At 39.3% G+C, this 25,667-nt stretch carries 25 protein-coding genes and 1 pseudogene; 15 read left to right on the forward strand and 11 right to left on the reverse strand.

Translation table 11 applies throughout. From position 1 onward, the window contains the following. Positions 1–489 precede the first annotated feature (489 nt). From DY109_RS04730 to DY109_RS11985, 7 genes are all read right to left on the reverse strand, one after another. On the reverse strand, positions 490–927 hold the full coding sequence (locus tag DY109_RS04730; RefSeq protein ID WP_023948299.1) for a hypothetical protein: 438 nt from the start codon (positions 925–927) through the stop codon (positions 490–492). Next, entirely contained in the window at positions 920–1,402 is a 483-nt protein-coding gene (locus DY109_RS04735; RefSeq protein WP_023948297.1) for an ImmA/IrrE family metallo-endopeptidase, read from the reverse strand. The genes DY109_RS04730 and DY109_RS04735 overlap by 8 nt, the downstream gene beginning before the upstream one ends. 262 nt (positions 1,403–1,664) lie before the next feature. Then, positions 1,665–1,907, reverse strand: coding sequence for a hypothetical protein (locus tag DY109_RS04740; protein WP_023948296.1), 243 nt, complete (start codon positions 1,905–1,907; stop codon positions 1,665–1,667). Positions 1,908–1,910: 3 nt separating this feature from the next. Next, on the reverse strand, positions 1,911–2,240 hold the full coding sequence (locus DY109_RS04745; RefSeq protein ID WP_023948294.1) for a hypothetical protein: 330 nt from the start codon (positions 2,238–2,240) through the stop codon (positions 1,911–1,913). An 8-nt stretch (positions 2,241–2,248) separates the two neighbouring features. Then, positions 2,249–2,671 carry a hypothetical protein gene (locus DY109_RS04750; RefSeq protein WP_023948292.1) on the reverse strand — a complete coding sequence of 141 codons (423 nt, stop codon included), beginning with the start codon at positions 2,669–2,671 and terminating at the stop codon, positions 2,249–2,251. Further along, complete coding sequence (locus DY109_RS11980; protein ID WP_023948290.1) at positions 2,646–3,545, reverse strand: hypothetical protein; 900 nt, start codon at positions 3,543–3,545, stop codon at positions 2,646–2,648. The genes DY109_RS04750 and DY109_RS11980 overlap by 26 nt, the downstream gene beginning before the upstream one ends. 309 nt (positions 3,546–3,854) lie before the next feature. Then, positions 3,855–9,815, reverse strand: coding sequence for an ADP-ribosyltransferase-containing protein (locus DY109_RS11985; RefSeq protein WP_244916653.1), 5,961 nt, complete (start codon positions 9,813–9,815; stop codon positions 3,855–3,857). A 142-nt stretch (positions 9,816–9,957) separates the two neighbouring features. Here DY109_RS11985 and DY109_RS04770 point away from each other — a divergent pair, with 142 nt between their 5' ends. The 14 genes from DY109_RS04770 (at position 9,958) to DY109_RS04830 (ending at position 20,650) form a co-directional block, all read left to right on the forward strand. Continuing rightward, positions 9,958–11,070: an LPD3 domain-containing protein gene (locus DY109_RS04770; RefSeq protein WP_023946269.1), complete on the forward strand. Its 1,113-nt coding sequence runs from the start codon at positions 9,958–9,960 to the stop codon at positions 11,068–11,070. Between the two features lie 104 nt (positions 11,071–11,174). Beyond that, positions 11,175–11,333 carry a YnfA family protein gene (locus tag DY109_RS12575; protein WP_023946264.1) on the forward strand — a complete coding sequence of 53 codons (159 nt, stop codon included), beginning with the start codon at positions 11,175–11,177 and terminating at the stop codon, positions 11,331–11,333. A gap of 229 nt (positions 11,334–11,562) precedes the next feature. After that, positions 11,563–12,492 carry a DNA-methyltransferase gene (locus tag DY109_RS04780; RefSeq protein WP_023946262.1) on the forward strand — a complete coding sequence of 310 codons (930 nt, stop codon included), beginning with the start codon at positions 11,563–11,565 and terminating at the stop codon, positions 12,490–12,492. Next, positions 12,489–12,782: a hypothetical protein gene (locus DY109_RS11405; protein ID WP_023946260.1), complete on the forward strand. Its 294-nt coding sequence runs from the start codon at positions 12,489–12,491 to the stop codon at positions 12,780–12,782. The genes DY109_RS04780 and DY109_RS11405 overlap by 4 nt, the downstream gene beginning before the upstream one ends. Before the next feature lie 214 nt (positions 12,783–12,996). Further along, the gene (locus tag DY109_RS11410; protein WP_023946258.1) at positions 12,997–13,227 is read left to right on the forward strand and encodes a hypothetical protein; all 231 of its coding nucleotides are present in this window, start codon (positions 12,997–12,999) and stop codon (positions 13,225–13,227) included. A 75-nt stretch (positions 13,228–13,302) separates the two neighbouring features. Beyond that, entirely contained in the window at positions 13,303–13,953 is a 651-nt protein-coding gene (locus DY109_RS04790) for a hypothetical protein (RefSeq protein WP_023946257.1), read from the forward strand. A 9-nt stretch (positions 13,954–13,962) separates the two neighbouring features. Beyond that, entirely contained in the window at positions 13,963–14,871 is a 909-nt protein-coding gene (locus tag DY109_RS04795; protein ID WP_023946255.1) for a tetratricopeptide repeat protein, read from the forward strand. A 419-nt stretch (positions 14,872–15,290) separates the two neighbouring features. Continuing rightward, entirely contained in the window at positions 15,291–15,530 is a 240-nt protein-coding gene (locus DY109_RS04800) for a DUF4492 domain-containing protein (RefSeq protein ID WP_051404602.1), read from the forward strand. Positions 15,531–15,532: 2 nt separating this feature from the next. After that, entirely contained in the window at positions 15,533–17,134 is a 1,602-nt protein-coding gene (locus DY109_RS04805; protein ID WP_023946249.1) for a cytochrome ubiquinol oxidase subunit I, read from the forward strand. A 29-nt stretch (positions 17,135–17,163) separates the two neighbouring features. After that, a complete protein-coding gene (locus DY109_RS04810; RefSeq protein ID WP_023946247.1) occupies positions 17,164–18,330 on the forward strand; it encodes a cytochrome d ubiquinol oxidase subunit II in 1,167 nt (388 codons plus the stop codon). Positions 18,331–19,026: 696 nt separating this feature from the next. Continuing rightward, positions 19,027–19,272, forward strand: coding sequence for a hypothetical protein (locus DY109_RS04815; RefSeq protein WP_034549045.1), 246 nt, complete (start codon positions 19,027–19,029; stop codon positions 19,270–19,272). Positions 19,273–19,297: 25 nt separating this feature from the next. Next, positions 19,298–19,849, forward strand: a complete 552-nt coding sequence (locus DY109_RS04820; RefSeq protein ID WP_023946240.1) for a hypothetical protein — start codon at positions 19,298–19,300, stop codon at positions 19,847–19,849. After that, on the forward strand, positions 19,822–20,283 hold the full coding sequence (locus DY109_RS04825; protein ID WP_023946237.1) for a hypothetical protein: 462 nt from the start codon (positions 19,822–19,824) through the stop codon (positions 20,281–20,283). Before DY109_RS04820 ends, DY109_RS04825 begins: the two co-directional genes overlap by 28 nt. Positions 20,284–20,335: 52 nt before the next feature. After that, the gene (locus tag DY109_RS04830) at positions 20,336–20,650 is read left to right on the forward strand and encodes a TerB family tellurite resistance protein (protein WP_023946235.1); all 315 of its coding nucleotides are present in this window, start codon (positions 20,336–20,338) and stop codon (positions 20,648–20,650) included. 449 nt (positions 20,651–21,099) lie between these two features. Here DY109_RS04830 and DY109_RS04835 read toward each other — a convergent pair whose 3' ends face one another. The 4 genes from DY109_RS04835 to dnaG form a co-directional block, all read right to left on the reverse strand. Beyond that, on the reverse strand, positions 21,100–21,705 hold the full coding sequence (locus DY109_RS04835) for a class I SAM-dependent methyltransferase (RefSeq protein ID WP_181461859.1): 606 nt from the start codon (positions 21,703–21,705) through the stop codon (positions 21,100–21,102). Continuing rightward, complete coding sequence (locus tag DY109_RS04840) at positions 21,705–22,013, reverse strand: O-methyltransferase (protein WP_181894619.1); 309 nt, start codon at positions 22,011–22,013, stop codon at positions 21,705–21,707. Before DY109_RS04840 ends, DY109_RS04835 begins: the two co-directional genes overlap by 1 nt. A 445-nt stretch (positions 22,014–22,458) precedes the next feature. Then, positions 22,459–23,532, reverse strand: a complete 1,074-nt coding sequence (locus tag DY109_RS04845; RefSeq protein ID WP_023946224.1) for an argininosuccinate synthase domain-containing protein — start codon at positions 23,530–23,532, stop codon at positions 22,459–22,461. Beyond that, complete coding sequence (dnaG, locus tag DY109_RS04850) at positions 23,529–25,130, reverse strand: DNA primase (protein WP_023946221.1); 1,602 nt, start codon at positions 25,128–25,130, stop codon at positions 23,529–23,531. The genes DY109_RS04845 and dnaG overlap by 4 nt, the downstream gene beginning before the upstream one ends. Positions 25,131–25,362: 232 nt before the next feature. Here dnaG and groES point away from each other — a divergent pair. Continuing rightward, positions 25,363–25,626, forward strand: a pseudogene (gene groES, locus DY109_RS04855) (co-chaperone GroES); the annotation flags it as partial. Positions 25,627–25,667 lie beyond the last annotated feature (41 nt).

Genomic DNA, 25,667 nt, shown 5'->3' on the forward strand with positions numbered 1-25,667 from the left:
TTTGTGAAATAAGCCCCCTAGATAGAAACAGGTTAAGGCTTACCACTACGATACATCTAAAAAATTCTACCACAAAAAAATTTCAAAATCAAATTCAAAGGCAAAATAAAAACAAAAATTTTAATCCTTTTTTAGCTTTGTGTTTTTTGTTTAAAATTAGCACAAAAACACACTGAATATTTTGCAAATCCACAAGAAGCTAAGGAATTAAGCGAATTTATAGCACAAAATGCAAGCGTAGGAATTAAGGCGAGTAAAAAAGAGTATGAATTAATTTTTGCAGAAATTAAAGGCGGAAAACATAGAATAAGAAGCGTTTATTTAATGAAAAATATGCAATATAAAAGAAATTATTTGAAGCTAAAAAGCTGGGAGAGCCGATCCTCCAATTCTAGCATGTAAATTTGCAAAGCAAAAACACCCTAGGTCGTGGCAGGTCTCACGAATCCTGCGTTTAGCTTTTTAGTCCAAAAAGCATAGCATAAAATATTACTTTTTGAATATCTCAATAATATTACTTATACTATCTTTCAAAAATTTACCCAAAATACACACAATAAGAAATAAGCCTATTTTGTTTATAAGTCCTATATAAAACTCGCTGTCTTTCTCATTAAAACAATTATAAAAATAGATATTTAAACCAGCATAAGCAACTATCCAAAAGAAAATAAAGTAGATTTTAAGTTTCTTAATTTGGTATTTACCAAAAAACAACCACACAAGATGTTTGCCTAAAGCATTTACAATCTTTGCATTTTCTTTTAATGCTTCTGTATCATCAAGGAGTTTTTCATTTTCTACTTTTTTAATATTTTGCTTTGATAGTTCATTTTGGTATTTTATCTCATCTAGTTTTGCCGTGTTTGTTGCTAAGTCTTTTGCACTAGTTTGCGGAGTGGCATTCTTTGGCATTTGATTAGACATATACATCTACACCTAGTTTATTTAATCGGTATTCCATAGCAAGAGATGAGACACCAAAATAACTCGCCATAGAATCAAGGGTGTATTTATTGCCAGCAAGTCGCAAGACTTCATCTTGTGGCATTAAAAGATTTGCGGCAAAAGTGTTAGCCTCTATCTCTTTTTCATCTAGCCCCAAAGATGAGCTAGTGTCTCTTTTACTAGTATGACTCGTGCCGTCATTGTGCAATATAAAATGTCCTATTTCGTGTGTTATACTAAAAACTTGCCTAGTGATATAATCCGTAGCTTCTACAAAAATCTTTTTTTCTTTATAAAAAATCTGCCCTGATACATCACGGGGCAATGAAGCAGTAAAAACCTCTAAGTCATAAGCCTTAGCCACTAGTATAGGATCAATAGGAAATATATTTGTAACTTTGCTTCTTGCAATGTCCGCTTGAGCAATGACAAACTGCTCCCTTGCATAGTTCATGTTAACCCTCTTTAAGACTTTGTCGTAATAGCGGTGATTATACCACAAAAACACAAGATTCTATAAATACGCTAGAATTTTAAAGTCGCAGGGATTTAGCGCGATGAAAATGCTATGAAAAAGGAAAGCTATGCAGATAAAAAAAGCAGAGATGTAATGGCTATACATAGATTCTTTGCGGAAATAACAATAAAATAACAAGCAACTTCGCTTTTTTTAAATCTTTGTTAAAAGGTTTTGGCGATGGTTACACCACAAATACTCACTCGCCTTTTACGCAAAAATTAAGCCCGCTCTCAAGCTCCTCTGTGTAAATCAGCACGCGCTTTTGATTCTCGATGATGTCATTTGTAGGAATCGGCATTTTTGGCGGATTAATCTCGCATTTAGTCGGCACATACACCGCTTCTTTTACGATTCGCACACAGCCATTAAAAAACCCAAGAGCTATAAAAAGTCCTACCACAAAAATCCAAAAATACAAAGTGCAAGCATAATCTTTCATCTCTCACCTCTCAAAAAAAGTATTTAATTGTGATTCCAAAGCCTTTAGTTTAGCTTCACAACTTGTAGCACCTAAATCTACTTGTATTGTTTTGTAACGCGTGATTATTTTCTCTTTGACTTGCTCTTGTGCTTTTTTGTAATTCTCTACTTCTAAAGCCTTTTGTAGTATCGCTTCATTTTGCATTTGCAAAATAGTATCTCGATTTGCCAAAGCCTCTCTCAATTCTGCAACTTCACTATTTAGCGCGTTGTTTTTGTATGATATGAATCCTACATAAGCTATGAGAGCTAAAACACATACGCCTACAATGATATACACGACATTTTTCATTATGTGCTTTACCAGTCAAGCTTATGCAGCACAAAGTTATCGCGCTTTTGGGCTAATCGCTTTGCATACAAGCTCCAGCCTAAAGGATTTTCACGCACTCTTTGAGGATAGAGGCTCTCACAAAAAGCAAAGCCTTTTGTCTCATCTAAGCTCTTCACACTCTCCAAAGACACAAACACACACGCAAAATTCACGATGTAACCGCCTTTTTCACACGCAAAGATATAATCATCAACATTGCATGGATTATAATCATCACTTCTGTATAAAGGATCGTTGCTTATCGCGTGCGCGGTGATTTTACCCATTTTGAGTGTATCGCTTAGGGTTTGAGCAAGGGATTGCATTTGCTCTCCTGAAAGTGTGCTTTTGCCTATGTCTTCAAGCACAAGGGTGGTGATTTTTTCAAATTGGATTATTTTTGAGTGCATATTTTGCCTTTTTATTAGAAGTGTAGGCAAAGTTTGCGGATTTAAAAGGACTAGAATCTTTATGCCTTTCTAGGTCTTTAGCTTTTTGCGGATTAAATTTAAATTTTTCTTGCTCCTTTAGTATAGGATTTTTAAATTGCATTTTGTCTTTAAGGTTTCTATCACTATAAAATGTTATAATCTCTTCTGCGGATTCAAGGTGTGAGTCGGCGGTTGTGCCACCGCCTTGTATCTTGCTTACTAGTCTAAATCTAACACCCTCTTTATTTTCCCACTCATAAATTCTAGCTTCTTGTCCGCTTTTTTGCTTTTCTACAAAAGGCTCATAATCTTTTAAAAAAGCTCTTAAATCTTTCCCTAGATTCACCAACTCTAAATCTGTAATATAGCCCTGTTTTGTAGGATCTTGTAAATGTTCTATTTTGATATGCTTTGCACCCTTTCCCTTTTGTGAATGCTCTAAATGATAGCCTTGCGTCAATTTTAGGGCTTCATCTACCGCTCTCAAATCCTTTTGTATCAAAACAGCATTTTTTTCATTATATGCGACATTGTAGATTCCCTTTTGCTCTTTTTTCTCTAGCTCACTTATCATCGCTTTTGCTTGGACTATTCTGCCACTTTCATTCTGCACGATGTATCTAGGCTCTAGCATACTTAAAAGCGGATATTTTTGCCTTGCTTTCTCAAATCCTTGCGCTAGTGTGTTTGCTAATTCCCTTGCTACTGCTTCTTTTAGCTTTGGATTATTTTTTAAGTATGTAAAGCCTTGAGTTACCGCCTTGCTTCCCACTGCTCCGCCTAAAAAGCCCATTGCAAATTTCGCAGGGTCAAAGGTTAGATTCCCATTTTCATCGCGTTCAATCCCGCTCACACTCCCACCTACTAATCCACTTCCTAAATGGGCGTTAGATTGTAGTTTAATAAATTTATGGTATAATCTAGCTGTCTTTAAGCCTTGCTATACGCCTTAACCCAATACTACTAGGGGGCATATAGCTAAACACGCTCTCATTGGGTAGATTGTGAGAGAGAGGTGAGGCTTAAAGGTTTTCTTGCACATATACGATTTTAACCTTATCACTCATCAGTATTTCTTTTAATCTATTTCTCTTTTTATCAAAATAATATGTTTTAAAATCTACATTTCCACTAGAATCTATTCCTATTCCAAACAAATTCATTAACTTTTTATTCTCATCATAAAATGGCTTATAGAAATACACACTAGGACTACTTTGTCAGGACTACTTTGTCCTTCTCGTGCTTGTTCTACGATAAACAATGGGTCTTTAAAAGTCTTAAAGAAACCGCCTTTTATGTTTTCTCTATCTGTATTGTGCGTATTATAAGTAAAATGCTTCCACGCACTCTTTATATCCGCTTTCACTTCCTTATAAGGTGTTTGCATAATTCCTTTATTACCACTTACACTATCAAACAAAGCAGCAAACTCTTCTTTATTTCTAAACTGCGCCTTTGGCATTACTTCCACCTTGCCATTTTGCAAGGCAGATTCTATGGCTTGTGCTAATTCTTTGTTAAAAATATCCTTGCTTACTTCTTCCACTTGCTTTTTGCCTTTTAAAAAATCTCGTGTGTCAATCTTTTGCATTATTTTAGCAAACATTATAGGATTCTTTTCACTCAAAGCCTTATAGTCTTGTTGAATGCTTTTAATAGCTAGTGTAGCGTGTCTTTGTGCGGACTTATTATTATAAATCTTACTCACCGCTTTGCTTCCTAAGCTTCCGCCTAAAAAGCCCATTGCAAATTTTACAGGGTCAAAGCCTGTTATGTTTCCGTCCTCGTCCGTTTCAAGCCCATTTAGCGTTCCGCCTACTAAACCCGCTCCTAAGTGAGGGTTAGATTGTAAAATGTTAGGACTTTGTGCGTTAAAGTAGCTATGCCTTGCACTCTCATCGCTTGGCTTTTCTTTTGTGATTTTACCAGCACTATCCGTCCAACTGTCTTTGTTGTCAATGCTTTTGATTTGCTTATTATCAAAGACTACAATATATTTTCGTGGATCATCTTTGCTACCGATTATGCTATCATATCCTGCGGCTTGTAATTTTTGCCTAATTTTTTTGCCCCATTTCAATTCTTTAACATTTAACGCATACATATAGTTATCAAGTCCATCAGGCATTAACATTGCTCTTAATTCTACAATATCCTCTTTTTCCCAAGTATCATAATTTTTCAAATAGCCTTGTCTATCGTAAATTTCATTCATTAAATCATCGCCAATTATCCTTTTTATATCGTTCTTACTTACGCTTTCATCTAACAAATTAAAAGGTTTTTTGGTATTTATAAACACTTCATAAATTTTGCCTTTACCTAAATTATCATACTCACTTGCCATTCCATAGTTGTTAGCAAACCAAAAACCCCAGCCGTTGTTGCTTTTTGACATATCAAAAATTTCAAATTCATTTCCGCTTCCGTGATAAAAAACTTTCGGCGTGCCGTCCTCATTTTTAGTGATCGGACTGCTGTCTTTATGCCATTCTAATAAGTCTTTCGCTTTTTTCTCATCATAATGAAACTTTTGCATTGTAGATTCTATGGTTTGTTGTGGTATAATGTTGTTAGTATTTGTTGAAGTAGCCTTTTCAACTTCGCTTTGCGAGCTAGGCAAGTTAGTCCTGCGTCTAGCGATACTCTCATCGTTGCCGCTTGTAGAGAGATTGTTTCCACTCTGCACTTTGTTAGCGACTTGGTCGAAATTCTGCGCTTGGCGGCTTCTTTGATATGCTGTTATTATCCATTGATTATCGCCTGCACCATTAAAGCCTTTTGATAAACCTACTCTAAATTCATCATTTCCGATTTTGTAAATAATCGTATTTACACCTGCATTTTCTACGATTTTACCATTTGCGATTATTTCGCCCAAAGCGTTTGCAAGTTTGTCTTGTGCCGTGTCGCCTTTAAAGTCTGCAAAATCGCTTAAATGTTTCTCAATTATCTTTTTAAGTCCTATTTTTTCATCCCCCCAAACTAAATCAATCTCCCCTGTGCCTGTGGATTTTGCTAAATCATCTCTATAAAACGCTCCTGCGACTTGTCCTTGCTTTTCTGCAAGTAGTTTTTTCACAGCACCTTGTCCGTCCCTGTAAAACTCCGCGTAATTTGTGCCAAATTCACTCAAAGGCTTTATTTCAAGGGCTTGTTCTATGCTTTGTCTTGGGCTATTTATTTTAAAGTCTTGGATTTTTGCGATACTTAAGTCTTGGATTTTGACACCTTTTTCTTTGGCTATCATTTCAGGTATAGCTTCATCTCTCAAAACCCCCTTATAAAAGAAGTCTTTTAAGTTTTGTTCGCTTATGTATTCAAGGTAGTTATCTTTTGCTAGCATTGGCTTCAAAAAAGGATATATTCTATCCTTTCTCTTGCTAAATTCCCTCTCAAAGTCTTCGTCTAAGGTTTTAGGCAACTTTTTATCAAGCAGTATTTTCATAAACTCATCATCGCTTAAATCTTCTAAATCATAAGCTTTGTATTGTATTTTGTGTAAGGTTTCGCTGACTTTGCTTGGGTGAAAGCTATATATATGAGTGTCTTTTATGTAGCTAAAATTATCTATGAGTAAATCCAAATCCTGCAAAGCCCTTTGCTTCTGTTTTGGGCTTATGCGTCCTACTTGCTCTGCTTGCTCTATGCCTTCAGTTAAGATTTGCTTGTATTTAGCTAAGTCATTAGGGCTTTGCTGCTCTAGAAACTGCCATTTCCTATCTAGTTTTTTATTAAGCTCAAACATAAAGTCGCTAAAATTTTCTAAAGTTGTTATTTTGTCTTTGTTTGTGCCTTTGGCGGTAAAAAACTCATAGATTTGCTTGGCTTGTTTGGCTCGCAAGGCTTTTTTGGCTTGCGCGCTTGGGCTTAGTTTGGTTTGGGCTAAGCTTTGAGAGGTAGAATTATCTACTTTTTGCGGGGTAGATTCTATATGTTCTTGTAGCTCCTTATTTTTGTCTATTAACTCTTTTGTCTCTTTTACACTTTTGCCACTTGCCTTTGCTTGTTTGATTATTTCTTGTGTTGTTTGTGGTATAATGTTGTTGTCAAGTTTGATATTAGACTTAGCTATATCATCGTAAGGGTTATGAGCGTTAATCTGATTAGCCGCTTGGCTGTTATAAATCTCTTTTCCCCCTGCTGATATTTTATTGTTTAGTCCATTTTCTGCTTTTGGTGCGTTACTTCTAATAATCCATTCACCATTATCATTTCTTGCTACACTTGTGAAGTATTTTTCTTCTCCAAAATTTCTAGCAAAAATCAATGCCCCATCGTTTTGTAGAATAATTCTTTGTGGCTGTTCTAGTGTGGGTTTAATCCTATCTAAATATTTTAATCTATTCTCTTTTATAAGCTTTACTAAGCTTCCAGCATATAGCTTAATATCTTCGCCTTGCAAGATAGAATCTAAAGCTTGTTTTACTTCAGGAGTAAAGTTAGGGATATAAGCTTCATCAAGGTTTTTTAGATTAAAAGTTTCTAACCATTGCTGTTGCACTTCTTTTGTAACCGTGTGTTCTTTACCTTTTGTAAAGTCAAAAATAATATCGCTAGAATCCACTCCCTTGTGATATTGAGCCTTAGCCGAAATATCTAAGCTAGATTCTACTTTTTGCGGGGTAGATTCTTTATGTTCTTGTAGCTCCTTATTCTTTTGTATTAACTCTTTTGTCTCTTTTACACTTTTGCCACTTGCCTTTGCTTGTTTGATTATTTCTTGTGTTGTTTGTGGTATAGTGCTTTTAGATTCTAGCTCTTTGCTTATTTCTGCTTTTGTGGTAGGATTAGGTTTAGGATTTATGCCACTACTATGGTTAGCGGGGTATTCAATCTGCAAGTCAGAGGGCTTAGTAGTAGTTCCGCCCGATTCTAACATATCAGACACGCCAGCAACTTCCTCGCCCTTAAATCCTTTATCATATAAAACTTTTGATTGCTTTATCTTATTTTCGATATTAGATAATTCTCGCCTTACATGACTACTAAATATCCATTCACCATCATAATTTTTAGCTACACTCATAAAGTAACGATTTTTATCAGAATCTACAAATTCTTTTATAAACAAAATTCCCCTGCCATCATCTAATACTTTATTAGGTGTTTCTAAGACTTCCTTAATCTTTGGTATAATATCTAGCCTATCTTTATTTATAAGCTTAACAAGACTACCAAATCTAAGCTCAATATCCTTGCCATTTAATACAGAATCTAAAGCTTGTTTTACTTCAGGAGTAAAGTTAGGGATATAAGCTTCATCAAGGTTTTTTAGATTAAAAGTTTCTAACCATTGCTGTTGCACTTCTTTTGTAACCGTGTGTTCTTTACCTTTTGTAAAGTCAAAAATAATATCACTAGATTCCACTCCCTTGTGATATTGAGCCTTAGCCGAAATATCTAAGCTAGATTCTACTTTGGATACACTGCTTTGTGGATTAGCTGCTATACTTTGCTTTGGCTTTGACTTGTAATTATCCTCAAGCTCTTTTAGCTTTGGAAGTAGTGATATAAGCTCGCTTTGCTCTTTGCTTTTTTGTCCTTGAGAGATAAGTAGAGCTAAAAAATCCTCCATATCCGCATCGCTTAAAGATTTGCCATTGCTATCAAAAAGGCTTGGAGAGAGCATTTCTTGCAGATCAGATTTGGCATTTTTGAGGAAGTCAAAAAGCGCGGTGCTTGGATTTTCTTGACGCAGGAATTTTGAAAGCCCTGCGCCTAAGATTTGGGATTTGAGATCATCAAAAAAGCTAGGATTTAGTGCCATTGAAGTATCTTTGCCTTCTTTTGTGAGATCATCAAAGTTTTTGATTCTTGCGATTATGTCGTTATAATCATCAGCCCTGCTAAGTGATTTTTTACTTGTAGAGATAATTGCACCTAAAAGATAGTTGTTGAGATTGATATTTTTGAGTGTAGGGTCTTTTGCGATATTATAAAATCCTCCGACATTATCTACAAACATATTCACTAATATGCTTTTGTCCTGTGCGCTACCTTTTATGCTATCGAGTGCTTCGATGATGTTTGAGTGGCTGTTTGATTTGCTTAGGTGTGTCAGCAGTGCTAGGGCTGTTTCATCACGATTGAGCCCTGCGTTTTCTGGGCTTAGTGTTTTGGCGATGATGTTTTTGGCTTCTTCTGGGCTTTTCGCATCGATAAACTCTGGCAATTTCACAAAATCATCTTTATACTTTGCTACAAGAGCTAAGCTTTTCTCGCCGATTGAGCTTTCTCTGCCGACATTGCTTTGATAGGCAAGGGCTTTTGCGCGGTCGAGGTCTTGATTATCATCAAGTCTTCGCACAATCATCTCATCATCTTTGAGTTTTACACCAAATTTTTGCTCTAATTGGCTTTTGAGGCTGTTGTTTGGCTCGCTTAGGATTTCACTTAGGGCTTTGGCTCTGTGATTGCCTACAAGCACTTGCCCATCACTAAGAATCAAAGGCAATCCATTAAACCCGCCCTCTTGATTGAGTAAAAGCTCGGGTCGGAGATTTGATTTGATATTATCGATTACATTTTGCTGGATTGAAGTGCGCCCTTGCGTGCCTCCAAAGTCAAATTTAGGCTTAATATCATTGATATTGATGATTGCATAATGCGCGTTGAAAGGCTGGGTATTATCAAGCGCTATGCTTGTCTCTTTTAGTGGTGTGTAGGGTATATCATCTTGCTTTGTAAGCATTGTAGCTTCAAGCACACTTTTGCCTTCAGCCTGCTCTTTGTCGCGCAAAATCTGTGCGCGTTTGTCGGCTATAGCTCTAGCGTTTTGTCGCTCTCTAGCTTCTTTTGCCTGTGCTTCTAGCTTTTGGGCTTGGAGTTGGTTAGGATTTAGTTTTTGGAATACACTTTTTTGAGCTTTTGTGGTAGAATTTTTTAAATCGCCACTAGCCTCACTCACGCTTGAAGGGCTAGTATTAAGTCCGCTTTCGGTGCGGTTAGGCTGAAGTGGAGGCGATTGATAATTATCGGACGCTGTTGTTATCCATTTTTTCTCTTGCTCTTTGTAGTCAAGTGCTATTAAAGCTGTTTTATCTGCGGTTTCTAAAAAAGCTCTATTTTCACCCATTCTTAAATTTGCATTTTCTATCAACTCAGGCAAAGAATTCACAAAGTCTAAAGCCTTGTTTTTTGCCTCACTATCGCTTAAGCCTTGTGTTTTGTAATCCTCTTTCCTGCGTTTAAGTATATGAGCTAGCCCTTTTTATTTGCGTGCGAATATAGCACAATCGCTTATAAAAAAAGTGATAAAAATGATATGTCTTGATAAATTGCAACACACACTCAATAAATACGCTCATAAGCCAAATTTTAAGGAACTTCGGACATTAAGAGCAGAGTTAGAGCAGAAGCTAGAGCCACTTTTGCATAAAGAAATCATTAATGAATCAAGCGGACAAATTGCCTCAATCTCAAAAACAACTCTCAAAAAAATAGGCTCAAACCAAGCTCTCCAAAAAAGCATTGATAATGGATTTAGCAAAGAAGAGCATTTTTTAGCAGGCAAAAATATTGATAGCCTTTATGAAAAATCTTTTTTGCAACAAACAACAGGAGACCTAAAAAATAACGATAAAGCAATAAAAATACATCGTTTTTTGGCAAACGCAACACTTAATGATAAGCCAGCTCAAGCAAAAATACTTGTAAAAGAAAGTATGGATAAAGATACAAAAAGAATCTATACACTAGAGTTAGAGGAATTAAAGCCAACTAGCTTAGATCCTACCACCCCGCGAGTAGAGCTAGTCGAAAATACCTCAAAGTCTAAAGACAAAAGCGGAGCAACTTTTGCGCCCGATGAAGTATCAGCTAATCCTACCACAAATTCTTTGACTTGGAATCAAAGTGGCAATGTTTTGCAGGCGGTGCTTGAGCTAGGCGAGTCTAAAATCTTGCTCCAAAAAGATGGCTTTGGCAATATCTATGCACGTAGCAGTAGAGCCACACAGCCAAAAAGCTATGATGAAGCACAGCAAATCGCACTCATCAATGCAAGCGAACAAGCGCGCTTAGAGCAAGAAATCGCAAATCACATACAAGCCCAAAGCTCTACTCAAAATCCATTAAATCCGTCATTGCGAGGAGGCGAAGCGAGCGATGCAATCCGTCCAGAAAGCCAAAGTGGAGGACTGCGCGATGAAATCGCTCGCAATGACAAAGAGCTAGGCAATCCTTTGGCAGAGTTTGGGACAAATTACCCGCAATTCTACCACAAAGGCGCGCAGGCAGTGGAGCACTTGCTAAAGACAAGAAGCGGACAAGTGGCAGGAGCGTTTGAAAAAGAGGGCTTGGGGGATATTGATCTTGTTTGGGGAGATGAGAAAAAGGGTTTCCACCCCCTAGAACTTGCCAAAAATTCCTAAAAACCGATACAATCAAAAACAAAAACTCTGGAATTTAGATTCTATTTTTGATTATTACTTGCGAGTAGATTTAAAAGCTTGTATGGCAATTTATCAAAAAAACTTTGCGTGCGAGTGAGAGATTTTGTTCTCTCACAAAAGCTAAAAAAGTTTTAGAAAATTGTCTGCTTGAAGCGGGCGGTGGTTATTTGGTTTGGATATGGTTAAAAGAGCAAAAGCCCCTATATCTTAGGTTTTTAGGGCTTGTGGCACTTAGCCTATGATATAGTTGCCACTCCAACCTCAGAACTTTGGCAGAGTTTTTGTCAGCCATGGGGTTTTTTATTGTTTTTCTCTTTTGTGGGTATATTTTTAGATGGCTTTAAGCCCGATAGATATGACTTTTTAGACGTTCTTTTGTCTTAATATGGGCGTTTATCATGTGTTTTTCACACGCAGGATGCAATATATAGTATTGATTTGTTAAAATACCAAGAAAATTAGGAGCAACAAATGAGTGTTTTTGCCTATGACCACAACTTAGGCACCGATAATAATCCCGCCACACATTTTCACATCTTAAACCAAGATTGTAGAAAAGCTTTTAAGGATTTAAAGGATAGTTCTATTGATTTTATAGTAACCGATCCGCCATATTTCATTGATGGTATGGGGAGCGAATGGAATGATACAAATTTACAAAAAAAGGCGAGTAAAAGTGGTGTTATAGGTAGTTTGCCTGTTGGAATGAAATTTGATAGAATGCAAGGTGTGAGGTTGCAAGAATTTATGCAACCTTTATGTGAGGAATTTTTTAGAGTATTAAAACCCGGTGGTTTTTGTGTGGTGTTTTCCCAAGCCAGACTTTATCATAGAATGGCAATGCCTTTAGATTTAGCAGGTTTTGAAATTAGAGATATGCTTGCTTGGAAATATGAAGGACAGGCAAAAGCCTTTTCGCAAGTGCATTTTATAAAAAAAGATAAAACATTAAGCAAGGAACAAAAAGAAAGGCTCATTGCTGAAATGCAGGATTTAAAAACTCCTCAGCTAAAACCTCAAATAGAGCCTATGGTTTTGGCTCAGAAGCCTCGCATTGGCACTTTTGTTGAAAATTATCAAGTTTATAAACTTGGACTTATAAATAGCAAAGAAAGTTTAGATGGCAAATTTCCGGGCAATGTTATGGAGATTTCTAAACATATAAGAGATAATGAAAGCGGTGAAAAAATAGCTCATCTTACAAGAAAACCAGTTGCTTTGATTTCACACTTGATAAAACTTTTTACTCAAAAAGGACAAGTCGTGCTAGACCCATTTTTAGGCAGCGGTTCCTCAGCCCTAGCAGCTTTACAAAATGAACGCAAATTTATAGGTTTTGAGATAGAAAAAAAGTATTGTGATATGGCTTTACAAAGAATACAAAACGAGCTTGCAAAATGACTGAGCAAGAAATATATGAAATTTACAAAATCATCAGCGAAAATTATGAAAAATATCTTAAAGACTTGGGAGTAAAACAAGTTAATTTAAAAGATAAAAGTGGTAGCTTTACTAAAGATGCTTTGGTGCTTGTGTATCTTGCCAAAGATTATCCAAATACAAAAGCAGTATCCAAGCAAGAACTTACAGAATTTGTAAGAAAAATTTATCCTGAAGTTAGTGATGTGCAACAAGCAAGACATTTAAGTAAGCAAAAAGGATATAATATCATTTCAGGCACAATGAGGTGATATAAATGAAAAAATAGGAGCAGGATTTTATAAACTTTTAGATTTAAAATCAGCTTATCCTTCTTATAAACCAGATAGAAGGGAAGGAATTGAGGCGGAGGATTTTGAAGAGCTTAAAAAGGCTTATAATTATAAATGTGCAAGTTGTGGTAGCATAGAGGGTAAGCCTCATCATATAAGAACTAATGAACTTGTCAAGCTTCAAGCAGGACATATGAATCCGGCTTTACCTTTAGAAATGGGTAATATTATCCCACAATGTCAGGTTTGCAATCGCCCAGATAGAGATAGGTGGATTTATGATAAAACAGGTAGAGTTATTGAGATAGCTGATAGTGATGATGGAAAAAGAGTAGTGGAAAAATATCTTAAAAAAGTGAGTAAAAATACTAAAGAGTATTTTTTAGAATTTATTAAAAAGTTTTTGGGTCAAAATAATCCATAGAATACAAGAAACATACTTTTAAAACATGAAGTATAATTGTGCTCTGCAATCCCATTATTTTAAGGAAAGAATTTGATGAAGCGAGTGATTTTTACACTTTGTGTATTTTTGAGTATATATTGCCTTAATGGCGCAGATTTTCTAAGCCAAGAAATCTTAGATTCCAAAGACTTAGAATCTCTCGCACAGCGCGCGCAAGAGGATATGCTAGATTCTGTATTTTTCAAAGACATCAGCACGCCCCAAGTCATCGCCTTGAGTGATTTTGCCAACCTCACGCACTTTGAGCTAGACATTCAGACGCTCGCGCGCTCGCCGCTTGTCTCCTTGCGCGATAGTGGGAAGTTTAGCCTTACAGGCGCGATTTCAGGCAATGCGCTAAATGCCGACCCGCTGCTTGATGGTATCCGCGCACAGCGCAACAAAGCGGAGTTCCAAGACATTATCCCCAAAGGCGCGCTACTTGCGCCTACTTATTCACTCTCTGCGCGCATTAGCGATAGCCTCGCGCCGCTAGATTCTGGGGCGGATTCTAAAAACGCGCAGAATCCACAAAAAGTGCGCACCAACCTTAGCTTTATTTTCAGCATTACTAACCTCAAAACCGGGCTTATCGAGTGGGATTATATCGCGCATATCTCTAAAGAAGCACAGATTGAGGGCTATTACAAAAGCCAAAATGAGCGCGCTTGCCTTGCAGGCGGGAATGGTGCGAGTGTGAAGTAGGCGTGCGAAATGGCTATTATTGAGATTTGGAGTGGCGATTTTAGTGGCATTGTGCGCCACAAGCTCAAAGATTTTATGCTCTATGTGCAAAAAAGCAAAGGGCTAGATTCCGCGCTTGCATACCGCGCGCTTGGCTTAAGCGCAAAGCTTGGCGTAGGAAGCGAACAGGACTATAAAAAAGCGCTCAAAGCCTTTGAATCTGCCTGCAAAATGAGCGATGGCGGGAGCTGCTACAATCTTGCGCTCATGTATAAAAACGCCCAAGGTGTGGCGCAAAACTTTGGGCGGGCAAAGCAGCTTCTAGCGCGAGGCTGTGAGCTAGGCTATAATGAATCCTGCGAAGTGGCGCGCGAGATAGAGGGCAGGCTAGATGATGAGAGTTTAGAATCCATGCACCCAGAAGTGCGCGCCGCGACACAGGAGTGCCTCAATAACCTCAGCTATCGTGAAAGCAGCGATGAGCGCGCACTCACACACGATGCGCCAAACCCAAATCACAAGCTCACAAACGCCCAAAGGGCGCAGTCTTGCGCCACGCTTGGCTTTCACTATTGGCACGGGATAGAGGGCTATGTGCCAAAAAATGTGAGTAAGGCGCTCTCTGCCTACACAAAGGGCTGCGATGAGCTTGAGGATGGCTACAACTGCTACCAAGTCGCGCTCCTAAAGATGCTAGGGCAGGGTATCCCGCGCGATATGAAAGCCGCGCTGCATTACGCGCTGAAGGGCTGCGAGCTAGGCAATCCCTACTCCTGCCAGAGCGTGGGCAATATCTATGAACTCGCCGGGCAGCTTGATCAAGGAGGCGCGATAGAGCCAGATTCTACCAAGGCGCTCAAATACTACAAAAAGGCTTGCGATGAGGGCGTGCAAGTAGCGTGCGGAAGCTATGAAGCGCTACGCCAAAATGTGCGGTGAAGCATGAAATTTGTAAAAAATGTAAATATTATAAATACACTTCTTTTTGGCTAAGTTGTTGATTACTTCGCGCAATATCTAAATATCTAAATATCTAAATATTTATAATGTTTAGTTGCTACCGATTTAGGAAGTTTTCCTGTTTAGGATTGTGGCTTGGTTTGGCTTGTAGCTTGGGCTTGCAAAGTAGCAATTTATCTCAATATTTAGCACATTTAAGGTGTGTAGCAATCCACAAAAACCTTAAACAATGCAGATTTTCTGTAAAATTTACATCAAATTTCATCTGACAAAATTCAGCTAATGTGTAGAATCAAAATTTCCAAAATTTTTATTTACTTTTTAAGCTTCACGCAAGTTTTATTGGCTTACAATCCATTCTGCTTAAACATCAGAATCTAGATTTTAAGGGTGGCAAAATGCTAAGAAACCTCATAAATTTCTACGCTCAAGGCTTTAGAAATATGAAGCTTGGGAAGATTCTATGGAAAATCATTTTTATCAAACTTTTTGTGCTTTTTGTGCTCTTGCGCTTTTTTGTCTATGATGGCTCGCTCAAAGACATCGGCGATGAGCGCGCAAAGAGCGCATTTGTGCTGGAGAATCTCACAAAAGAGCAGAGCTTTAGTCAAAACACCACACATGCCATAAAGGAGTAGCCATGGATTTGCATGTTGATTGGAGCAGGGCGCAGTTTGGTTTGACTGCGATCTATCACTTTTTATTTGTGCCGCTGACTTTGGGGCTCTCATTTATCGTGGCGATAATGGAGAGCATTTATGTAAAGACTAATAACCCGCAGTGGCGCACCATTACAAAGTTTTGGCTCACGCTCTTTGCGATAAATTTCGCTATTGGCGTGGCAACTGGGCTTATTATGGAGTTTGAATTTGGGACAAACTGGGCGAATTACAGCTGGTTTGTGGGCGATATATTTGGCGCGCCTTTGGCGATTGAGGGGATTTTTGCGTTTTTCTTGGAGGCGACATTTTTTGCGGTTATGTTTTTTGGCTGGGATCGCGTCTCAAAGAAATTCCATCTGCTCTCCACTTGGCTAGTGGCCATTGGGAGTAACTTAAGTGCATTTTGGATTCTCGTGGCAAATGGCTGGATGCAGTATCCTGTGGGCACGATCTTTAACCCAAACACCGCACGCAATGAAATGGCAGATATCCTTGAAGTAATTTTCTCCCCTGTGGCAATCAGCAAGTTTTTGCACACCATTGCCAGTGGCTATGTAATTGCCTCGCTCTTTGTGATGGGCATCAGTGCGTGGTTTTTGCTTAAAAATAAAGAGAGCAAAGAAGTGCTTATGGCGAAAAAAAGCCTTGTTGTGGGGGCTAGCTTTGGCTTGCTTACCTCAATGTTTTTATTTTTTAGCGGAGATGAAAGCGCGTATCAGGTTACTCAAAAGCAGCCACTAAAGCTTGCGGCAATGGAGGGAATCTATGATGGCGAGCACAGAGCTGGGCTTATTGCCTTTGGGATTTTAAATCCCGCTAAAAAGCCCGGTGATAGTGAGCCGACATTTTTGTTTGACATCACCATTCCCTATGCGCTCTCAATCCTCGGTCAGCGCGACACACAGGGCTTTATCCCGGGCATTAATGACCTCATCTATGGCAATAAAGAAAAAAACATAGAATCTGTGAGCGAGCGCATGCTACGCGGGCAAATCGCACTTAAAGCCCTTAGCCAATACCAAGAGCTAAAAAAACAAAATGGCGTGGAAAATGAGGAGCTCGCCCAAATCGTGCAAGAAAATATGAAAGACTTTGGCTATGGCTATTTAAAAGCGCCTGAGGATGCTGTGCCTCCTGTGGCGCTGACATTTTATAGCTTTCATATTATGGTAGCCCTTGGCAGCGCGTTTTTTGTGCTTTTCATCATCGCGCTGTATTTGGCTATGACAAACGATATAGCGCGATTCCGCAAGGTTTTGTGGCTGTGTGTGATTGCCATTCCGTTTGGCTATGTCGCAGCAGAGGCGGGCTGGATCGTCGCAGAAGTGGGGCGCCAGCCATGGGCGATACAGAACTTGCTGCCTGTGCATATCGCTGCGACAAACCTTTCACACACAAATATTCAAATCTCGTTTTTCCTATTCCTTGCGCTCTTTAGCACGCTTTTGCTCGCAGAGGTAGGGATTATGATTCGCGCGATTAAAAAAGGCTTTGGCGCGCACGTGGGGCATTTGGTGGATTCTGTGGATTCTATAGATTTCACAACGCGCGCAGAATCTAACACAAAATCTGCGCGTTAAATGCGTGCTAGCCAAAATGGAGGTATCTCATGTTTTTTGGACTTGATCATTCCCAGCTGCAAGTGTATTGGTGGGTTATAGAAAGCCTGCTTGGAGGCTTGCTTGTGTTTTTGTTTTTCGTGCAAGGCGGGCAGGGGCTTATTGATAGATTATCCGCCAATGAGGAGGAGAAAACTCTGCTTGTCAGCACATTAGGGCGCAAGTGGGAGCTAGGATTTACTACTTTGGTGCTTTTTGGCGGGGCGGCTTTTGCGGCGTTTCCATTATTTTATAGCACGAGCTTTGGCGGCGCGTATTGGGTGTGGCTGGCGATTCTCTTTTGCTTTATCATTCAAGCGGTGAGCTATGAATACCGCAAAAAAGAGGGCAATCTGCTTGGCAGCAAGACTTATGAGGTGTTTTTAAAGATTAATGGAATTTTGGGCGTGTTTCTTATCGGCGTGGCGGTGAGCACATTTTTTAGCGGTGCGGAGTTTCATTTAGGTGGCACTCCGGTGGAAATAGAATCTAGTGGCGCGCTGCCAAGCTTTTCTTCAAGCAATCCCTACTTTGTGAGTTGGGATTCGCCATTACGTGGCTTAGAAGCACTTGCAAATCCGCTAAACTACCTGCTAGGCTTTGCGCTTGTATTTTTAAGTAGGATTGTGGCGGAGAGCTATTTTATCAACGCGCTTGCGAGCGAGGCGATAACAAAACGTGCACGCAAGGATATTTTGCTTAATACCGCGCTTTTCTTGCCGTTTTTCTTGGGCTTTCTTGCGTGGATTTGCCTTAAAGATGGCTTTGGCGTGAGTGAAAACGGCGAGGTGCAAATGGTGGCAAACCTCTATCTGCTCACATTTTTGCGCTATCCTGTGATTTTGGCGCTCTTGGTGCTTGGCGTCTTAGGCGTGCTTTTTGGGATATATAAGTCTTGGCGCGGGGAGAAGGGGATCTTTGCGCTTGGCTTTGGCGTGGTGCTAGCAGTCATGGCGGTGTTTTTAAATGTTGGGCTTGGCGGGGCGTTTTACCCCTCAATCACGGACTTGCAAAGCTCGCTCACAATTCAAAACGCTAGCTCAAGCTATTATACGCTCTCAGTCATGGGCTATGTGAGCTTGGCGGTGCCTTTTGTGCTAGGCTATATCGTGTATGTCTGGCGCGCGATGGATCGCAAGAAGCTAAGCGCGCAGGACTTCAAAGAGCATTCATACTAAGGAGAGATTATGGGCTATTCGGTGTTTTTGCTACTTGTGTGGGTGGTGGTGATTTTTTTGGCGTATAAGTTTGTGAGGCTAAACATCAGCGCGCTAGAAAAAAAGGAAGAGTAAGCACGCAGGCTTTTTGCAATAAATGCGGGAGCGGCGACAAAGCGCTTCGGTCATTACCGCTTTAGGTAACTCCCTTGCGCTTTGCCTTGCAACCCACATTTCTCATCAAAAATCCTACGCGCTTAGGAATTGCTGTTGCTGCGTGTTTAATCTTTGCTTCAAAACTCACAAAACGAAGTTTCTTTAGAAAAATTTAGCGCATTAGTTCGCGCGCTTGGCTTACTTCGCTTTATCATTTCTTGCTAAAAATCTTTCGCGTCTAAATCTTTTAAGTAAGCGCAGATTCTAAATCTCCCTTTGTCATTGCGAGCGAGCATAAGCGAGTATAGCAGTCTATTTTCAAACCCCTAGATTCCAAAGCTTGCGATGGCATTTAACGCATTTTTTACTTCCTTACATAGCCTACGACATATTTGCAATAATCACATATTCCAGAATCTACCCTCATTAAACCCTCATTTTTTAGAAAATGTTGTGATTCTATACATTTATAAAAATTTTCACTATAAATTTTCACAAATTTAAGGAAAAGACAAAAAAAGCATAAATTAAAGTATAAAATCAATACAAAAAGAAGACAAGATGGGTTTAGTTACTTCAATCCTCAAAGGCACACGTAAGGTGGCGCTGGGCACAGCAAAGATTGCGCTTGTAACTACTGGAGCAGTGGTGGGCGCGATGATCGGAGGCTCTGCAAGCAGTAGCAAAAAGAAAAAGAAGCTTGTATGCATAAAATGCGGCAAAACCGTGCCTGCCACAGCCGGAAATATAGCAGGCAAATGCCGCGCTGATGGCACGATACACGGCTTTAAGCTCATTGAGGAATAGGAAAATAGAAGAGTAAGGAGAGTAAATGACAAAAGAGCTGAGTATCCAAGAATTAGATAAGCTGCAAGCGCAGGCAAAAGAGCAAAACACAAAGCTTATTGCGCTTGAGATGATGAGTGAGGGCGCGCCTAAAGATGTCGTTACCGCGCTTCAAGTGTTTGCTAAAAAAGTAGGGCACATCGGGCAAAAAGTCTATAAGATAGGCAAGATTCTATTCCTAAAGATTTGGGAGTTTATCAAAGCGCACAAAGGCATGGCAATAGGCATTGCCATAGCTGCGGCAGTCTCTGCGCTAAGTGCTGCATTTATAAGCATGATACCATTTATTGGCGTGCTTCTTGCGCCAATAGTATCTGCGCTTGTGGCATGCCCTTCTATCCCAGCGACTGCAATCATTGGCAACGCACTTGATAACGATAGAAATATGAATACACCAACAGATGCAATGAAAGAGGCTATCATCATCGCCAAAGACTTTTTCAAGCTCTTGGTTGAAATGTTTAATGTCGTAAAAGATTACATCACAAAGAAAACTAAGAAGGAACAAACATGGCAAAGAAAACAGATGAACAAATAAAAAAAGAGCTCCAAAAGCCTAGTCTAGCAACCAAAGCGGGCAAAAATGGCACTCCTGTCGCACTCGCTGCTGCTGGTGGTGCATTAGGTGCTATGGGCGGTGGTGCGGCAGCGACTGCAGTAGGACTAGGCACGACTACTTTTGCGGGCTCAGCCACAGCAGGGAGTGTGCTTACTACCATAGGGCTAGGTAGTCTCACAGCAACGACAGCTCCCGCATGGGCGACAATAGCGGGTGCAGTGGCATTTGCGGTAGGAAGTGCGTTTTTGGTGGGTAAGCTCTTTGGCGGCAAAAGCAAAGAGGCAAAGCAGAAAGAAAGCGCAACTGATGAAACAGATGCAACAAGACTTTTGCTAGATGAAAGATTTGCAATGCTAGAAAAATATGTCCCAAGCATTGTCGCAACGTTTAGGCAAGAGATGAAAGAATGGTGAAGAGTATGAGACACTCTGTAATGCAACAGCCTATCTTGTTTATTCTGTCTTGATGCTTTCGCTTTGTATGCAGATGATTCACGCAGATGGTGAGCTAGCAGATGAGGAGTTTGAAGCAGTGAAAAACTACCTTGCGGAGAATGAAGAGGATGTGGAGAATATCATTGAATTTATGCATACCACAGGAAACGAAAGCTATGACAAGCTCACTACTGAGGAGATTTGCGAAGATATTAAGATATTTTTCAATAAAGAGGCACACCTAGAAGTTTTGCAAACGTTGCACAAAATCATGCATGCTGATGGCAAGGAGCACCCAGCAGAAGTGGCACTCTACAACAAAGTCAAAACACTTTTAGAGTTATAAAGGCGTTCACAGAATCTACTATATGCTATCTGCCTATTTTATACAAGAAGCGGAATCAGCGAGGCACTTTTCTTGATTGCCTTTTGATTGCCGAAAAGAAAAAGTGCGTGATTTTATTCTTTTTGGGCTAAGAAGATCGGGGAGAATTTCGCTTGAAAGCCATCTTTCTTGCTCTTTTTGCATCATAGAATCTTAGAAATAAGAAAGCTTGAGAAGAAAGAGGGAGAATCTAAAGGGCCAGATTGATTTTTCAAGCAATACAAAACTTTCAAGATTTGATTCTAGAATCACAAAATCTAATTTAAAATCCTAAAAAGATTTTGTCTTTTGGCTTTTTACACAAAGTAATTTAACCAATCTAGCCAAGCTTGAATGGGGGTTTGGATAAATCAAAGCTTATTTGCGCTGTGTTTGGCGCAGATTCTGAATTTTCCACTCGCTTGCAAGCATTATCCAAAAAGTTTTGCTTTGATTCTTTTTGCAAATGGGTGGAATCTTTGAGGAATGATTTTTTTTAATAATTTTTTTGTAGCTCTTTTAAGTGGATTCTCGCGTTTTTGCCACTTTCTTTGGATCTCTACAAAACGATCAAACATCACACTAAAGCTTGGCTCATAATGCTTGACTATCCAGTTTCTAAAGACTTGCAAGTCCTTATCATTTGGTATATAGCACCATGGGAAGTTGAGGATTCTAAAATACTGCTGAATGTGGCTTGGTGTGAGGTCTGCTAGGACACAAGAGCCGATATTTTGCAAAGGCTCATCAAATGGAGGAAAGACTTTGCGTCCTTGTAATGCTTGAAAGAGTAGCGCGCAAATGCTAGAATTTTTTTCTGCAAAAATATGAAACACAAGATCATGCATAATGATTACGGCATTTTTGCTCAAATATGGTAGCACCATAAGAAAATCAAGCACTTCACCCGGTGCGCTATGCACGGTGTCAATGATGCATAAATCAATATCTTTGCCAATGTTGTCAAGATGATTTGCGACAAGTCCGCCGGTGTGGAGATGCCATTTGTTTTGCAATTCAGGCACAAGTTCTTGCACTAAAAATCCGCTGAGGCTTTTATTTGCCCCCCCCCATGAGCTACTTTTACTTGATAATACCCATTTGAAGTGTTGTGGTGATAGTAAGTTGCATTGTAGTCGCAGGAGTGCAGTTGTGTGGATTCCAAAAGATTTTGTTCGCGCAAAAAATCTAATATAAGCACGCTATTTGCCCCTGCGGCGATACCAAGCTCTAGAATCTTGCGTGGCTTGTGTGTAGCGATTGTATCAAGCACAAATTTGCGCTCATTCTCGCTCATTTCAGAGTAGCTTGCGATAAGCGGGTGGGTAAGAAGTGGTGTTTTCATAAAGATCCTTTTAATATAAAAATAAGTGCTGATTGTAGCAAAAAGTTGCTTTTTTAATATTTATGTGCGTATTTTTATGAATGTGCTAAAAAATCTCATCAAACTTCATCGCTCTGACTTTTTAAATCCCAAAATATTAGAATCTAAATTCTATATTGTTTTGATGCACTCTACTCGTCATTACTTAAGTTTTCACAGAAAGCGAAGAATCTAGAAAAATCTAATACAGAATCCAAAATAGATTCTAGTTTGGATTTGGATTTTTTGCTAACGCTTAAGACATGACGAGGGCAGCAAAGTATTTTGTCCTAGATTCTAGAATTTAAAACTCAAAAAGTGGATTGCCACGCAAAATTTTCAATTTTGCTTGCAATGACAAACCTGTCCCGTCATTGCGAGGACGATAGGACGAAGCAAAAGAGAACCCAAAAATAGAATCCAGAATCTATGATTTAAAAAACAAAAACTCTCGTGCCTTTTCTTTGTCATAAGGCAGCACTTCAACGATTTGCTCGCCTATTTTGACCTTTTTTGCTTGTTTGGCTTGGGCTTTTTCTGTGGTGTTTGTCTGGCTTTTTCCATAGCCTAATGCAATCCTTGCAGCTAAGATTTTATCGTCCATACTTGCGGATTTTTCTACCACAGCCACTGGACCTATGTTTTCAAGAAGCTCGATAATCTCCATTTTTGGATTGGGGTTTTTGAGCTTAGTATTTTCCTCTTCATTGCGCCCGATCACACAGCGCGCGCCATTTGGCAGGATCATATAGCGTCCGATTTTGACTAAAATCGTATCTTGGACTATCATTTTGCGATGCGCGCTTAAGTCTTTGAGCTTGTTTGCGACACTCAAATCCGTAAGCAAGCACCCACCGCCGGGATTCTCATAATATTTCCACCCCCAAAGTTTCACCATTTCAAGCTGTCTTGTGCGCCCTCTACCGCTGATGTCTAAGAGCTTTTCTCGATCAATCCAACCTATTTTTTCAGGAAAGCTTGGCTCAAGGAGCTTTGCGCTCATCGGACGCAAAAGCAGCTCATCAAGGAATTGTGGCTTTGAGCTATGAGTGCCACTAGAATCTAAAATCGATTTAAATAGCGGATTTTTGCCGACTTCGCGGACAAGCTTTTTGACTTGATCGAGCGATTCTTTGCGCTGGCTTTTTGGTCGCTGTCCCAAAACCTCGCCACTAATCACAAAATCCGCCTCAAGCTCTACAAGCTTATAAAACGCGTGCGCAAACATATTAGCATGGCAATCAATGCAGGGATTAAAATATTTGCCATAGCCATATTTTGGGCTAAAAAGCACTTCGTTAAAAAACTGCTCTTGAATATCGCATACCAAAAGCTCTGCGCCAACTTGTGTAGCGGCGTTTTGGAGGTATTGAAGCTTGTTTTTATTGCCACCAAATCCGATATTGAAATGCAAAGCAATCACTTTTATGCCTTGCTGTGTGAGGAGTTTCATAGAGATGAGGCTATCGCAGCCTCCGCTAAAAAGGGCTAATGCTGTCATACTGGTTGTAATTCTCCTTGTTTGAGTTTGAGGATTTTTTGTTTGAGCTGTAAGATATTTTGAAAATTTTGCTCTTTTTTGAGCTCTTCTTCAAAGTAGCGGAGCAGAAAAATTCGCAATTCTGCCTCAAATCCGTCATGTTTGATTGGAAGTGGATCAAGCATTATGCCTATGAGTTGTGGATTATCTTTGTTGTTTTGGCAGAGGGCAAGAAAGGCGTTTTTGTAGTCTTTGAATACCTTAGAATCCAAAAAGTCAAACCCTTTTTCTAAAAACCTTTCATCTTCGAGCATATAGCGTAAAATAATGCGCTCTAGCCTATCGCCTTGAGATTCTATGGTGTGGCTTGGGATTGGTGCGGGCTTTTTGCTTGATTTGGTTGTGATAAGCTTTGGTGGGATATGAAGGAGATTGGCTATATACATAATGTATTCTTCTTGCATAAGTGGCGAGAGAGAGTGCAAAAACGCGCTTGTTTCTTTGAGGGCTTCTTCTTTTGAGAGCGGATTAGCAAGATTGTATTTGCTAGCGATTGTCTGAAAGCAAAATTCTATAAATGGAATGGGACGCGCAAATAATTCTTGCACTTCGTTTTGTTTGCCCGCCAAAATCATATCCGCAGGATCAGCTCCATTTGGAAAGATCACAACGCCACCTTTTTTGCTTAGCGGTGCGAGCAGACTTGCAGCCTTAAACGCAGCGTTGATTCCAGCTTTGTCGCCATCATAGCTTACGATAATATCGGGATTTCCTTTATTGAGTAATGGGATATGATCTTTTGTTAGGGCTGTGCCAAGCGTGGCGACAGCATTTTTGATTCCGGCTTTGTGAAGCATAATCACATCAATATAGCCTTCAGTGATAATGAGTTGATTGCGTTTAAAGATATGCTCTTTGGCGAGATGATACCCATATAGCAGTTTTGATTTGTTAAAGATTTGGCTTTGCGGGGAGTTGATGTATTTTGCTACGCCTTCTTTTAGGCTTCTGCCACCAAAGCCGACTATTTTTGCGCTTGGTGAATAGATAGGAAAAATAATGCGCTCAAAAAATCGCGCATAGATTCTGCTGTCGTTTTTGCCAAGCACGCCATCTCGCAAAAGCTCACCAGAATCTAGCCCATAGGCGTTAATAAATTGCAGGTTTTCGTTATTGCCCGGGCAGAATCCAAGATTAAAAGTCGCAATGAGCGTATCATCAATGCCGCGCGTATGCAGGTAATGCAGATATTCTTTAGAATCTAGCAGGCGCGAATGATAGAAAGCCATTATTTTATCAAGGCTGTTTGATTTGTGCGGGGTTTTTGAGTCATACTCAAGTCTGATATTTGTTATATCTGCGAGTTTTTCGACTGCTTCGATGAAATTAAGCTTTTCATATTCCATTACAAATGTGATCGCATCGCCACTTGCCCCGCAACCATAGCAATGATAAATATTGCGAGCAGGCGAGATGATGAAGCTTGGCGTTTTTTCATCATGAAATGGACACCGCGCTGCGTAGTTGCTTCCAACCCTTCGCAAATCAATATAATGGCTGACAATCTCAACAATATCAAGCTGATTTTTTAGATTCTCAAGTGAAGCGGGAGTGATCACATTTTTGCCTTGCTTATGGAAATTTGTAGAAAATTGCCGTTATTATATGCCATTTTTGATTAGATTCTATTAAAATAAAAATTTATAAGAGTAATATAACTATTATTTAGTCTAAAAGACTAAAGTTTTTTTATATATTTAAAATAAAGTATTGACTTATTTAATATTATTTTTTACAATTATGGCACTTAAATTTTTAAGTGCTAATTTAATATAAGTTTAAGGAGCAAAAATGAAATTTAAACCACTTGGTGAAAGAGTTCTTGTTGAAAGACTCGAAGAAGAAAGTAAAACAAGTTCTGGGATTATCATTCCTGATAATGCAAAAGAAAAACCTTTAATGGGAAAAGTCGTTGCGGTTAGCAAACAAGTCGCTGATGAAAAAACGCTCAAAGAAAATGAGACAATCGTATTTGGCAAATATGCAGGAAGCGAAATCAAGCTCAACAATAAAGAATACATCGTTTTAGAAGTCAAAGATGTATTAGGCGTTATTGGGTAAATATCACATAATTAAAAATATTTAAGGAGTAAAAC

It is taken from the genome of Helicobacter fennelliae, assembly GCF_900451005.1.
GTDB lineage: Bacteria > Campylobacterota > Campylobacteria > Campylobacterales > Helicobacteraceae > Helicobacter_B > Helicobacter_B fennelliae.

What these genes read in the sequence shown, in the direction of transcription:
- DY109_RS04730 (WP_023948299.1), bottom strand. Translation starts at nt 927, where the DNA reads ATGTCTAATCAAATGCCAAAGAATGCCACTCCGCAAACTAGTGCAAAA.
- DY109_RS04735 (WP_023948297.1), bottom strand. Translation starts at nt 1,402, where the DNA reads ATGAACTATGCAAGGGAGCAGTTTGTCATTGCTCAAGCGGACATTGCA.
- DY109_RS04740 (WP_023948296.1), bottom strand. Translation starts at nt 1,907, where the DNA reads ATGAAAGATTATGCTTGCACTTTGTATTTTTGGATTTTTGTGGTAGGA.
- DY109_RS04745 (WP_023948294.1), bottom strand. Translation starts at nt 2,240, where the DNA reads ATGAAAAATGTCGTGTATATCATTGTAGGCGTATGTGTTTTAGCTCTC.
- DY109_RS04750 (WP_023948292.1), bottom strand. Translation starts at nt 2,671, where the DNA reads ATGCACTCAAAAATAATCCAATTTGAAAAAATCACCACCCTTGTGCTT.
- DY109_RS04770 (WP_023946269.1), top strand. Translation starts at nt 9,958, where the DNA reads ATGATATGTCTTGATAAATTGCAACACACACTCAATAAATACGCTCAT.
- DY109_RS04780 (WP_023946262.1), top strand. Translation starts at nt 11,563, where the DNA reads ATGAGTGTTTTTGCCTATGACCACAACTTAGGCACCGATAATAATCCC.
- DY109_RS11405 (WP_023946260.1), top strand. Translation starts at nt 12,489, where the DNA reads ATGACTGAGCAAGAAATATATGAAATTTACAAAATCATCAGCGAAAAT.
- DY109_RS11410 (WP_023946258.1), top strand. Translation starts at nt 12,997, where the DNA reads ATGAATCCGGCTTTACCTTTAGAAATGGGTAATATTATCCCACAATGT.
- DY109_RS04790 (WP_023946257.1), top strand. Translation starts at nt 13,303, where the DNA reads ATGAAGCGAGTGATTTTTACACTTTGTGTATTTTTGAGTATATATTGC.
- DY109_RS04795 (WP_023946255.1), top strand. Translation starts at nt 13,963, where the DNA reads ATGGCTATTATTGAGATTTGGAGTGGCGATTTTAGTGGCATTGTGCGC.
- DY109_RS04800 (WP_051404602.1), top strand. Translation starts at nt 15,291, where the DNA reads ATGCTAAGAAACCTCATAAATTTCTACGCTCAAGGCTTTAGAAATATG.
- DY109_RS04805 (WP_023946249.1), top strand. Translation starts at nt 15,533, where the DNA reads ATGGATTTGCATGTTGATTGGAGCAGGGCGCAGTTTGGTTTGACTGCG.
- DY109_RS04810 (WP_023946247.1), top strand. Translation starts at nt 17,164, where the DNA reads ATGTTTTTTGGACTTGATCATTCCCAGCTGCAAGTGTATTGGTGGGTT.
- DY109_RS04815 (WP_034549045.1), top strand. Translation starts at nt 19,027, where the DNA reads ATGGGTTTAGTTACTTCAATCCTCAAAGGCACACGTAAGGTGGCGCTG.
- DY109_RS04820 (WP_023946240.1), top strand. Translation starts at nt 19,298, where the DNA reads ATGACAAAAGAGCTGAGTATCCAAGAATTAGATAAGCTGCAAGCGCAG.
- DY109_RS04825 (WP_023946237.1), top strand. Translation starts at nt 19,822, where the DNA reads ATGGCAAAGAAAACAGATGAACAAATAAAAAAAGAGCTCCAAAAGCCT.
- DY109_RS04830 (WP_023946235.1), top strand. Translation starts at nt 20,336, where the DNA reads ATGCTTTCGCTTTGTATGCAGATGATTCACGCAGATGGTGAGCTAGCA.
- DY109_RS04840 (WP_181894619.1), bottom strand. Translation starts at nt 22,013, where the DNA reads ATGAAAACACCACTTCTTACCCACCCGCTTATCGCAAGCTACTCTGAA.
- DY109_RS04845 (WP_023946224.1), bottom strand. Translation starts at nt 23,532, where the DNA reads ATGACAGCATTAGCCCTTTTTAGCGGAGGCTGCGATAGCCTCATCTCT.